The organism is Telluria sp. AZSoR62 (assembly GCF_058111565.1).
Window position 1 is genome coordinate 40,634 of the sequence record NZ_JBYTST010000016.1, and the last position, 11,732, is coordinate 52,365.

Here is an 11,732-nt window from a genome sequence, read left to right on the forward strand (position 1 = left end):
CGCGCCTGGGTCAGCAGTCCGCGGCCGGGTTGCCGTCGACCATGCAGGTGGTCGCGACACGGCGGCGTTCGATGTAGTCCGGCTGCGAGACCATGGCGGGTGTTGCGGCAGTGCCGCAGGCGGCCGCATTGCAGGCCACTGCGCTGATGCTGTAAATGGCCTTACCGATCGCGACACCGGGACTCGACTCGCCTTCGTTGAAGGTGGTCCGCGTGCACTCGACCTGCACCACGAAACCGCTGTCCGCATTGAACCCGTTCAGGGTCTGATTTGCGAAGCAGTCACCCCCACCGCGTATCTGGTAGAACCCCCACTCGACGGCCCCACGCGCCGCCAGGTTGGCCCGTGCCCCCATCAGTCCTTGGGTGACGGTCGCCTGCTGGGTGCCGGACAGCCGCAGCAGCGCGGTGCACACACCGGCCACGACGATCAGCAGCACCACCGCCGCGATATAGGCAAAGCCGGACTGGCGCCGGCGTAGTTTCACGGCATTCATGGCATGTTGCTCACATGGGCGCCGATTGTCAGCGGCACCGATTCGCCGCCGTCGGTGAGCTCCAGCTGCAGCTGGATGAAGCCGCTCTGCGGCGTGGCGCCCTGGTTCGGGTTGAAGGTGAATTCGCAGCGCGAGACCCGCTGCGCCACCAAGGGTTCACCAACCGGGGAAGGGCAGCTCGCCCCGTTACCGGCAGCCGAGAGCGGCCGCACGACGCGCGAAAGCCTGCCGTTGGCGACGTCGCAGACATAGCTCACGGCCTGCTCCGTACGCGCCACCACCACGAAGCGCCCGCCTTCATAGCCGAACGGGATCTGCGCCGGCGCCGTGAGGGCGATCCGGTGCGGGCCCATCCAGGCGTCGGCCGCGTCCGTGGCGCGGTTTGTCACGCCCTGGATGTAGGAGACGTTGGCCCCGCTGTACACATCGCCCGGATTCTGGTTGCCGATCACGACCAGGTCGTTCGCGGCCGGTACCCTGGTAAACCGCGTCGTCACGTCGAACTGGGCAGCGCCGGCGTCGTAGTCGAGGAAAGCGTCGCCGCTGCGGCTGCCCGACACGTCCGGGCCGGTGCGGTAGCGGCCGCCGTCGATGGTCGGCACCAGCTCCAGGCATTGTGCGTTGTGCATCCTGAGCGAATGGGGCACGGCCCTTCGTACGTCGGTGACGATGCGGCGCAGCGCCGTATCGGCCGCATCGGTCAGGCCCGCGCGCCGGCTCACATCCAGGTAACCCTGGATCGTCGGCCCCAGCTGCATTGCCAGGATGCCGCCGATGGCGCCGATCAGCACGATGACCACCACCAGCTCGACCAGCGAGAAACCCTGCTGGCGCTTCATGGCCTGGTCCTCCAGCCGGTCAGCGCCAGCCGCTCGGCGCCGTTGCCGACGGTGACGATGACGCGCAAGGCGTCGCCGGCCGGCACATTGCCGATGGCGACGTTATTCACGCGTACGTTGACGGAATAGCCGCCCAGCCCGGGAACGGCGGCGCCGTCGATATCCTTGATGCCGGTACTCGAATAGCCGTAGTTGGCATCGTCGACCGGATCGAAATCGCGTATGTCGTTGAACTGCGCCCGGGTCGTCGCCGGCTCGGCGTTGGCAACGAAGGGCTTGAGCAGTACTTCTTCCATCATGCTCTCGCCGATCGCCAGCATCTGCTGCGCGATCACCGGGTCGGCGCTGGCGCGGTTGGCTTGCGTGAAGGCGCCCACCAGGCCGGCCAGCGCCGCGCTGATGATGACGATCGCCACGATCAGCTCGATCAGGGTGACCCCGGCCATGCGCTTCCTATTCATATTGCACATAGCCAGTGGTCCCTTCGAAGCGGATACGGCGTTTAGTGACTGTGCCGAGCTGGATGAGGACCATGCCGCTCGCGGGTGTGGTGCCGGCCTCGTCAAGCGTAATAGTGCCGTTTGGCTGGAAGAATAGCGTGTGCGAGGTTGCAGTAACATCACCTGCGCTGGTGGCATAAGTCTCGCCGTTGAGCGGCGCCGTGGGTACGGGCGGAGTGAGGTTGGACGAAAGGTTCAGGGTCAGGATCACCTTATTGCTGCCGACGGTTGCCCGGATCACCCGGCGCTTGGCGGCCGCCGATTTCTGCGCGGTGCGCAGCGCGCTGACGACCTCGTCGCCGAAAGCGGCGGCCTCCATCGAATTGTCGCCCATCAGGCGCGGCACGCCGATGGCGGCCAGCACGCCGATCAGCACCATCACCACCACCAGCTCGACCATCGTAAAGCCGCCGGAACGCTTGAATGCAGCCCCGTTCAATTGAACACCTCGCGCACGTGGATGAGGCGGCGCTGTTCCGGCGGGAAGCCGCCGAAGGTCGCGCGCGCGGCGGGGTCCTTGCGCGCGGCGGCGCCGCAGCTTGCAGTCATCGGGCGCAGCCAGGGGATCGCGGCGCCCGCGCTTGCCGGGTGGTTGCCTACGCAGGCATTGTCCGCGCTGGCGGAGCCGAGGTTGGCCGCGATGTCGAACCAGCCCGGACCACCGGCGCCGACCTGCAGCGTGAAGGCCGCGGCGCCCTTGACGAGCCGGAACGGGTCGGGCGCGAAGGATTTCGTCGGCGTCATGCCCGCCACGCTCGGCGTGAACGCGAATGCCCCCGGCGGAATGACCGTGAAGTCGTCGTCGCTGTTGAGCAGCCAGCTGCGGCCGGTCCAGTATTCTGCAGTTACCGGAATCGACAAAGCCGCCTTGTGGCCGCCGAAGCGGCTGCCCAGGCGCAGGCGCCCGCTGCGGATGATCGGCCTGGCTTCCTCGGCGGCCGCCGGCAGGGCCGAGCCGATGTCCCAGGAAGCGGCCGGCGTCCTGGCATGGACATTGGCGGCGCGCAACCGGATCTGCAGCGGCGCGGCCGGGTAGGCCGCCAGGGTGTACACCGGCTTGACCCGGGCGACGCCCAGGTTGAACAGGGCCGCCGGGATCGTCTGCGTCGGCGGGGTTGCCGGAATATGCGGCGCCGCCGGCGTCAGGACCAGCACCCCGGGGGCCGGGACGACGGCGGCGCCATCCAGGTTGTTCGCCGCCAGCGCCACGGCGTTACTCAGCCCCAGGGTGGAGGCATAGTTGACGGTGACGGTGCCCCCGGCGCTCATGGCGAAGACGTCCAGCGCGAATGGCTCGCCGGAGTAGTACGCCGTGCGCGTGTCGGCCAGCGCGACCTTGAAATGGTTGGGAATGAAAGGGCCAACGTTGCCCGAGCAGCCGGGTGTCGCCAGGTCGGTGCTGCCGCCAGGAGCGAGCTGGCTGCCCAGGAAGTTGACCACGCTGGCCTTGAGGTCGATCTTGCCGACTTCCGACCACGCCGGCGTGGCTTTTGCCACCCCGTTCATAAAGCTGAAGGCCGGAGTGGTCAGGACGCCGTCCGCACCTGTCTGGCCACGGCAATCGATGTCCAGCGCGACCGTGTGGCTGGTCCCGCCGGCGTCGGTCAGCTTCTTCGTGTCGAAGTTGGGGGTAATCTCGCCCGCGGCATTCTTGGCCCTGACGGTCAGATCGAAGTTTGCGCCGGCGCGGATCGGAGCGGCCGGCTTGACCAGCTCGAACGACTTGGGCGCGACGATGAAGCGGGTGCTGCCGGCGGCCGTCATGCCCTTGCCGCTGTCGGCCGTCGCGCTCAGCTCCACCTCGCCGGCATCCGGATAGACCAGCGTGAGCTCGTCCATCCCGTTGGCGTCGAAATCGGTCTGGATGCTTGTGCTGGATCCGGTACAGGCCAGCGCCGTGCCGTTGAGCGTGATTGGCTTGGTGCCGGTCGTTGGTTTGCCGTAGGTGCAGCGGTAGGGGACGTTGTAACTCACGCTGGTAAAGGCGGTCACGCAGGCCGTCTGCGTATCGTTCGCCTTGACCGCGCGGATCTTCAGGGTCGTGCTGTCGCCGGCCAGGTGGTGGGGCACGTCGAGGATCAGCTTGGTCCCGCCCAGGAACTCCATGGCGCAGCTGGCCGTATTCTTGGCCGTGTTGGTGCAGGTATCGGCCCACAACGACGCCGGGTTGGCGCTGGAGATGGCCAGGGTCACCGATCCGGTCGGGATACGCGTCGCGCTCACCACCGCCGTCGAGGCATTGACGGGAATGGAAAACGCCGTCCCGAAGGGCCCCAGCTGGCCGCTGACGCCGGCCGTGTAGTGCGGCGCGGTGCAGGTGGCGTTGGCGCAGGCCAGGATCGTGACCTGCTCGGGCACGCAGGTGTCGCCCACGCCGTCGTGCGTGATCTGGAAATGGTGCGGGCCCTTCGGCAGGGGGCTATCGCACTTCGGTCCATTCGTGCTGTTGACCGTATAACCGCTGTTGTTGGTCACACAGTCGCACTTGTTTTTCGCGGTGCCGTTCTTGCAGAAGATGGTGCCGGTGACGCGGCCGGCGTGTTCCAGCCTGGCCTGGGTCACGCTGGCGTTGCCGGTGATGACGGAGGACGAGGCTTCCAGCACCAGGCTGCCGGTATCGACGTTGCCGGTAATGAACGTGCTGCTGCCCATGGTCACCGAGGTAGTGGCGGTGACGTCGCCCGTGATCCGGGTATTCGAGGGGAGCAAGTTGACGACCGGCGCCGTCACTGTTCCGGCCACCGTCGTCGCGTTCTCGAGCGAAACCCTGGTGCTGGCCGTAATGTTGCCCGTGATCGATACCGTCGAGCCGGTCGTGATCACCGTGCCGCTGATATCGCCCGTCACTTTCGAATTCGAACTGATGTTCACCACGCCCGTCGAGACCAGGTTGCCGGTGATGGTGACGCGGGCCGGGCCGAGCTGGATGGCGCCGGCCTTGACGTCGGCGCTCATCGTGGTCGACAGGTCGCCCGCCGTGAACGCGCCGCCGATCTCGAAGCTGCCGTCCGTCACATTCAGGTTGGCAGGTTTCATGGCCGAGATGTCCAGGTAGCCCGTCACGATCAGTTTGGCCGTCCCGCTCATCGTCAGGCCATGGTTGTAGCCGATGATGATATTGTTGTTGACCTTGACGGTATAGCCGCTGGCGATGATGACCTGGTCGTATTCAGCCAGGTAGGCCGAGGAGGGGCAGGTGTAGAGCTTGAGCGACGCCGAATAGGTGCACGAATAGATCGGATCCCCATCGAAGACATAGGTGGCGGCCTGGGCCATGCTAGTGCCCAGCATCCCCGCCAACCCGAAGACGAGCGCCGCCAGCCACCGGGTGAGGGCGCGGCAGCGCGGCAGGCTGAGGCGGGCGAACAGGATCGCGAACAGGGAAGGGAAGGACAAGGTGGCGGCCGGCGTCAAAGCATCAATGCCGAAAGTTTGCCCCAGTTACCTTTACCCGACAACGGATTTTTCGCTCAGGCAACGCTTTTCGTGCATCCAGGCCACGCCGCGACGCCTGTCCTTGCCAACATGGCAGCAGTTCAGGCTGCGATGGCCTGCTCGCCCGCTGCCGTCATCCCCACGTGGCGGTTCACCGCCGACAGCACCGCGCGGAACGAGGCCGTCAGGATATTGCTGTCGATACCGACGCCAAACAGGGTCTGGCCGCTGCCCACGCGCAGCTCGACATAGCAGGCGGCGCGCGCATCGGCGCCGCGGCCGATCGCGTGCTCGTGGTAATCCATGAGGCGGATGTCCAGGCCCAGCGCCTTGACGAAGGCGTCGATCGGGCCATTGCCGTCGCCGCGGCAGGCCTGGGTGACGCCATCGCGCGCCACGCTCAGGTCGATCTGCACGCCGTGCTGGCTGTCTTCCGTCATGCGGTGCGACACGTAGCTGAAAGGCGATTCCTGCTCCAGGTATTCCTGCGAGAACAGCGCGTGGATGCTCGAAGCGGCAATCTCGCGGCCGGTTTCGTCGGCCATGCGCTGCACCGCGCGCGAGAATTCGATCTGCAGGCGGCGCGGCAGCTCCAGGCCGTATTCCTGCGCCAGCAGGTAGGCCATGCCGCCCTTGCCGGACTGGCTGTTGACCCGGATGACGGCGTCGTAGCTGCGGCCCAGGTCGGCCGGGTCGATCGGCAGGTAGGGCACTTCCCAGATCCCGTCCTTGTCCTGCTTGGCGAAGCCCTTCTTGATCGCATCCTGGTGCGAGCCCGAGAAGGCGGTAAAGACCAGGTCGCCCGCATACGGATGGCGCGGTTGCACCGGCAGCTGGTTGCATTCCTCCACCAGCTGGCGCACGGCGTCGATGTCCGAGAAATCCAGGCCCGGGTCGACGCCCTGGGTGTACAAATTCATGGCCAGGGTCACCAGGTCGACGTTGCCGGTGCGCTCGCCGTTGCCGAACAGGCAGCCCTCGACGCGGTCGGCGCCGGCCATCACGGCCAGTTCCGCCGCCGCCACGGCCGTGCCGCGGTCGTTGTGCGGGTGCACGCTGATCACCAGCGATGCGCGCCGTTCCAGGTTGCGGCACATCCACTCGATCTGGTCGGCGTAGACATTGGGCGTGCTCGCCTCCACCGTCGAGGGCAGGTTGACGATCATCGGGCTGGAGGGGGTCGGCTGCCACACGCTGCTGACGGCATCAACGATCTGTTTCGAGAAATCGAGCTCGGTGGTGGAGAACGACTCCGGCGAATACTCCAGGCCCCACTGGGTCTGCGGGTGCGCGGCCACGAGTTCCTTGATCAGCTGCGTGCCTTTTACTGCGATCTGCACGATCTCGTCGCGTTCCATGCCGAACACCACGCGGCGGAACACCGGCGCCACCGAGTTGTAAACGTGGACGATGGCGCGTCGTGCGCCCACCGCCGACTCCACCGTGCGGCGGATCAGCTCATCGCGCGCCTGGGTCAGCACGATGATGGTCACATCAATCGGAATGCGATTCTCTTCCACCAGCATGCGCACGAAATCGAAATCGGCCTGCGAGGCGGACGGGAAGCCGACCTCGATTTCCTTGATGCCCACTTTCACCAGCATCTCGAAGAAGCGCAGCTTCTTCTCCGGGCTCATCGGCTCGATCAGCGCCTGGTTGCCGTCGCGCAGGTCGGTGCTCATCCAGATCGGCGGGCGGGTGATCGAGCGCGACGGCCACTGGCGGTCGGCGAGCGGTACGGCGGGGAAAGGACGGTATTTGGCGGCGGGGTTCTTCAGCATGATCGCTTGCTCCTTGCGGTGTTCTTCTGAGCCCGGTGAGGGCGGAAATGCGGCGGAAGGCTACCGGGCGGCCGCGATGCGCTAGGCCCGGTAACCGGTCGGTAGCTTTAGCAGCAGGCGGACGAACGCACGTGCAGCAGAGGCCAGGTTATGGCTGGTGGCGGAGAACGTCGGTGCTGGAGAAGGAATCTTGGACATCGGGTCGGACTTTCCTGGACTACATGCTGCTTGCTTGGCCGGCTTGTGGCCGGGACCTACGGCGTAATTTACGCGCGTAGTAGCAGGGCGGCCAGCGCTAGCGCGCCGGCGGCAGGTAGGGAAATCGACAGATGCAGTGGGCAGGACATGTGAATGAATGTAAGAGAGCAGGCAATGGCGTGTCAAGCAAATATTTGTGCGCTGCGGTAAACTACACAGTCGGCGCCGCCACTACACCGTAGGGTGGGCAAGGAACTTGCCCACCCTACGGGTTAACGATCCGCCAAGGAGCCGGAAATCTCCCAACGCCACGACCTGGATCAAGCCCTGTTTCTGCACCGCACGATGTTTACTGGTATACTGTGCTTTCCCTGTCGATGAAGCAGCAGCGCTTCTCGGCACCAATCCGGTCTCGTACCTGCACCCTGCGCTTCCCGCACTGCGCTACGCCACCGCCCAAGCCTCCGCTCCTTTCCAGGTTGCGCGCTTCCGTTTCCAGCCCTGGCTTCCCGGTCAGGCCAGCACCAATCGCCGCCTTCGTGACATGTCTGGCGGTGCGACCGAATGACAACGAACCCGCGCGCCGCCCGGGCCGTAACGCACGCTTTAGGAGAACCAGCATGGCAAAAGAAGAACTGATTGAAATGAACGGCCTCGTGTCCGAAATCCTGCCGGAAATGCGTTTCCGCGTCGACCTCGACAACGGCCACAAGCTGATCGCTTACACCTCGGGCCGCATGAAGAAGAACCACATCCGCATCCTGGCGGGTGACCGTGTCACGCTCGAACTGTCCCCATACGACCTGAACAAGGGCCGTATCGTGTTCCGTCACATCGAAACCCGCGGTCCTTCGACCGGCGGCGGACAGCGCCCGGCCCCACGCCGCCGCTGATCCAGCAGGCGCCGGTCCTGTTCCAAACGGGACGGACCGGCGGATTGTCCCGGCCCCTGTGCCAATAGTGCGGTTGCGTGGCATGAACAGCTTTACAATGTGTTCATAAAACGACAACCTCCGGACGATCCATGGCCCATATTCACCCTGCCGGCTGGCGCGAAATGTCCGTCACCGGTTCTGCCGCACGTGAGATCGAAACCCTCACCCTCCTCGACAAGCGGCTGTCGGATACCCCCTACGAGATCTACCACGGCGTCCACTGGACCAATGTCGAGCACGGCTTTTCGGCCTATGGCGACATCGACTTCATCATCGTCGCGCCCAACGGCAGGGTCCTGCTCATCGAGCAGATCGCCGGCTTCCTGAACGAATCGCCAGACGGGCTGGTGAAGAACTACCAAGGCAAGCCGCGCAAGATCCGCCAGCAGATCCTGCACAGCATCGAAGGCTTCTCCAAGCGCTACCAGGGCCAGCTGTCGATCGACTACCTGCTGTACTGCCCCGACTACATCGTGCGCGACCCGCAGCAGGCCGGCATCGACCCGACCCACATCATCGACGCCACCAACAAGGGCCGGCTGGGCGCGGCCATCCGCGAAATCCTGCCGATCACGGCGCGCACCGAAGAATTCGACAAGGTCGTGCGCTACCTCGGCGACACCCTGAGCCTGCGGCCCGACCCGAGCTCGATGATCGGCTGCGCCACCCAGATGGTCACGCGCCTGTCGGGCGGCCTGGCCACCTGGGCGCGCCGGCTCGAATTCTCGCCCTTCCGCCTGCGCGTGATGGGCACCGCCGGCAGCGGCAAGACCCAGCTGGCGCTGGCCGAATATACCGCCGCGCTGGACGCCGGCCTGCGACCGCTCTACGTCTGCTTCAACCGCCCGCTGGCCGACCACATCCAGCGCCTGGTACCCAGCGGCGGGCGCGTCGCCAACTTCCACGAGCTGTGCGACGCCTGGCTGCGCGCCCAGGGCCAGACCCCCGACTACGCCTCGCCCGACGTCTGGGCCGACATCGAAGCGGCCCTGGTGGCGGCCGACCTGCCCGAGACCTGGCAGTACGACGTCGTCATCATCGACGAGGGCCAGGATTTCTCGACCATGTGGCGCGACATCGTGCTGCGCATGCTGAAGGAAAACGGCCGCGGCATCTGGCTGGAAGACCCCGACCAGAACCTGTACGGCAAGGCCACGGTGCCGCTGCCGGGCTGGGTGGTGCTGCACTCGAACACGAATTACCGCAGCCCGCGCCAGATCGTGCAGATGCTGACCTCGATCGGCGCCGTCAGCCAGCCGGTGGAGGCGGGCAGCCCGTTCAAGGGCGCGGACATCGAAGAACTCACCTACCCGGAAGGCGACCTTGAAGCCATGCTGGCCGCCACCCGGCGCGCCGTTACCTCCTGCCTGGCGGCGGGCTTCGGGCGCCAGGACATCGCCATCTGCTCCTTCCGCGGGCGCGAAAAATCGGCCATCCTCAAGCTCGATAAACTGAGCGACGCCCACACCCTGCGCTCCTTCACCGGCGCCTACGATTTGTTCGGCAACCCGGTGTTCCGCGAAGGCGGGCTGCTGGCCGAATCGGTCTACCGCTTCAAGGGCCAGTCGGCGCCGGCGCTGATCTTCACCGAGATCGACTTCGAGGAGATGGACGAGCTCACGCTGCGCAAGCTGTTTGTCGGCATGACGCGCGCGCGTCTGAAGCTGGTGCTGGTGATGAGCGAGCGCGCCTCGGTGCAGTTTTTGGACCGGATGGATACGGCGGCCTTCGACGATTGATGCCCAGTTTATGCGGGAGCCATGAGGATTCGGCCATGGCGCGGGCCTGGGCGTGCTAGCATTTTGTCTATCGTATTTTGGAGACGACAGATGAAACAGCAGGCGGTGGCACGCGCAGGACGCAGGCGACTCGCATTACTGGGCGCGTCGGCATTAATGCTGCTGCTGGCGGCCTGCGGCGACCATCCGCCCAGGGACAAACCCGACGACGGCGACACCCCGCCGCCGCCGCCCGCCGCCATCACGCTCGTCGCCGGCGATGCGACGGCCTCCGGCAGCAGGGATGCCACCGGCGCCACCGCACGCTTCAACGCGCCGCACGGCATCACCATCGATTCCGCAGGCAACCTGTATGTGGCCGACCGGGGTAATTTCACGGTGCGCAAGATCACGCCTGCGGGTGTCGTCACCACGCTGGCCGGCTCCGCGGGCAACAGCGAATTCATCAACGGCGTCGGCGGCACCGCCCGCTTCACCAATCCCCTGGCGATCGCCATCGGCCCGGGCAACCTGCTGTATGTCGGCGACAACCGCCTGGTGCGCAGGATCGGTACGGCCGCACAGGTCGAGACCGTATTCGAGATCCCGCCAGGGACCAGCGCGGATGGCCGCAGCGCTCCCCTGAGCGATATCGGCGGCATCGCCGTCGACTCGAGAGGCGATCTCATCGTGACCAACGGCCACAGCACACGCCGCGTCGCACCGAATGGCGCGACCGCGATACTGGAAGGCACGCCGGTGCTGAACGTGTCCGGCACCCGCACCTTCGTGCAGCGCGGCGTGGCGGTCGACGCCAGCAACAACGTCTACGTGATGACCCTGGACCGCACCATCAGCAAGACCAACGGCTCCAATACCCTGGCGCGGCTGGCCGGTTCGCCCGACCAGCGCGGCTACGTCGATGGCACGGGCGCGGCGGCCAGGTTCGAAGATGTGATGGCCTTGACCGTCGACCCGCAGGGCAACGTGTACGCGGCGGACAACATCAACAACCTGGTGCGCAGAATCACGCCTGCCGGCGTCGTGACGACGGTTGCCGGCACGCCCAAGGCGACGACGCTCGCGACCGGCGCCTTGCCCGGCAGCCTACCGAACATCCGCGGTATCGCCACCGACGGCAAGGGCTACCTGTACGCCACCACCGGGAACGCCGTCATCAAGATCAAGCTGCCCTGAACCGGCGCGCCGGCAGCTGGAAGCTCAGTGGCCGATGGCGGCCGTCGCCACGCCCTGCGCCACGCTCGACTTGCTGGTGGTCGTGGTCAGCGCAAACAGCGGCTTGCGTTCGGATTTCTCCGTGCTCCACTCATAGGCGACGGTCTGCTTGACCCCGTCCGTTCCCGTCTCCGAGGTGTTGCGCTTGCGCTCGCTCTTGAACGGCGCCGGCGCCTTGCCCACCACTTTTTCGAACAGTTGCTGCGCAGCCGTGGCCGGCACCGTCTTCGCGTACAACGCGCACAGGTTCTTGTCGGCGTGGACCACCAGCACGAACTGCCCGTGCCGGCTCGGCATGACCCAGGCGCCGCCCTTCGCGCCCTGCAGGAACATCGCCGCCTTCTCCGCCGGCAGCTGTGGCAAGGTTTTCAGCTGCTTGCGCAGGCCGTCGAAGTCGTGCAGGTACTTGAGGCAGTGCGACGAATAGATGTCCATGAAGGCGGCGGCCTGCTGCTCGGGCGCCGCGATGGCGGTTGAAGTAAGCAAGATGGTCCCTCCGAGTGTGATGGCGGCCTGGCGAAGAAGTCGCATAAAAGGCGTGCTCCGGCTGGTTGCTGGGAGGTCCTACTATAACAATCTGGTCATCAAAAACTG

10 protein-coding genes are annotated in these 11,732 nt (G+C 65.9%); 3 read left to right on the plus strand and 7 right to left on the minus strand.

From position 1 onward, the window contains the following. Nucleotides 1–10: 10 nt before the first annotated feature. From AC3XQU_RS20550 to leuA, 6 genes are all read right to left on the minus strand, one after another. Entirely contained in the window at nucleotides 11–496 is a 486-nt protein-coding gene (locus tag AC3XQU_RS20550) for an MSHA biogenesis protein MshP (RefSeq protein WP_489876021.1), read from the minus strand. After that, a complete protein-coding gene (locus AC3XQU_RS20555) occupies nucleotides 493–1,335 on the minus strand; it encodes a prepilin-type N-terminal cleavage/methylation domain-containing protein (RefSeq protein ID WP_489876022.1) in 843 nt (280 codons plus the stop codon). The genes AC3XQU_RS20550 and AC3XQU_RS20555 overlap by 4 nt, the downstream gene beginning before the upstream one ends. Beyond that, complete coding sequence (locus AC3XQU_RS20560) at nucleotides 1,332–1,781, minus strand: type IV pilus modification PilV family protein (RefSeq protein WP_489876023.1); 450 nt, start codon at nucleotides 1,779–1,781, stop codon at nucleotides 1,332–1,334. The genes AC3XQU_RS20555 and AC3XQU_RS20560 overlap by 4 nt, the downstream gene beginning before the upstream one ends. Nucleotides 1,782–1,788: 7 nt before the next feature. Next, nucleotides 1,789–2,274, minus strand: a complete 486-nt coding sequence (locus AC3XQU_RS20565) for a prepilin-type N-terminal cleavage/methylation domain-containing protein (protein WP_489876024.1) — start codon at nucleotides 2,272–2,274, stop codon at nucleotides 1,789–1,791. After that, entirely contained in the window at nucleotides 2,271–5,231 is a 2,961-nt protein-coding gene (locus AC3XQU_RS20570; RefSeq protein ID WP_489876025.1) for a DUF6701 domain-containing protein, read from the minus strand. The genes AC3XQU_RS20565 and AC3XQU_RS20570 overlap by 4 nt, the downstream gene beginning before the upstream one ends. A 140-nt stretch (nucleotides 5,232–5,371) precedes the next feature. Further along, nucleotides 5,372–7,051, minus strand: a complete 1,680-nt coding sequence (gene leuA, locus AC3XQU_RS20575; protein WP_489876026.1) for a 2-isopropylmalate synthase — start codon at nucleotides 7,049–7,051, stop codon at nucleotides 5,372–5,374. Nucleotides 7,052–7,869: 818 nt separating this feature from the next. On the opposite strand from leuA, the gene infA reads away from it, so the two are divergent. The 3 genes from infA to AC3XQU_RS20590 all read left to right on the plus strand — a co-directional run bounded on the left by infA (nucleotide 7,870) and on the right by AC3XQU_RS20590 (nucleotide 11,099). After that, on the plus strand, nucleotides 7,870–8,142 hold the full coding sequence (gene infA, locus AC3XQU_RS20580) for a translation initiation factor IF-1 (RefSeq protein ID WP_171088499.1): 273 nt from the start codon (nucleotides 7,870–7,872) through the stop codon (nucleotides 8,140–8,142). A gap of 131 nt (nucleotides 8,143–8,273) precedes the next feature. Continuing rightward, on the plus strand, nucleotides 8,274–9,923 hold the full coding sequence (locus AC3XQU_RS20585) for an ATP-binding domain-containing protein (RefSeq protein WP_489876027.1): 1,650 nt from the start codon (nucleotides 8,274–8,276) through the stop codon (nucleotides 9,921–9,923). A gap of 90 nt (nucleotides 9,924–10,013) precedes the next feature. Beyond that, a complete protein-coding gene (locus AC3XQU_RS20590; protein WP_489876028.1) occupies nucleotides 10,014–11,099 on the plus strand; it encodes an NHL repeat-containing protein in 1,086 nt (361 codons plus the stop codon). A gap of 24 nt (nucleotides 11,100–11,123) precedes the next feature. Here the strand turns inward: AC3XQU_RS20590 and AC3XQU_RS20595 are convergent, their stop codons facing one another. Further along, nucleotides 11,124–11,624 carry an NMCC_0638 family (lipo)protein gene (locus AC3XQU_RS20595; protein ID WP_489876029.1) on the minus strand — a complete coding sequence of 167 codons (501 nt, stop codon included), beginning with the start codon at nucleotides 11,622–11,624 and terminating at the stop codon, nucleotides 11,124–11,126. Nucleotides 11,625–11,732 lie beyond the last annotated feature (108 nt).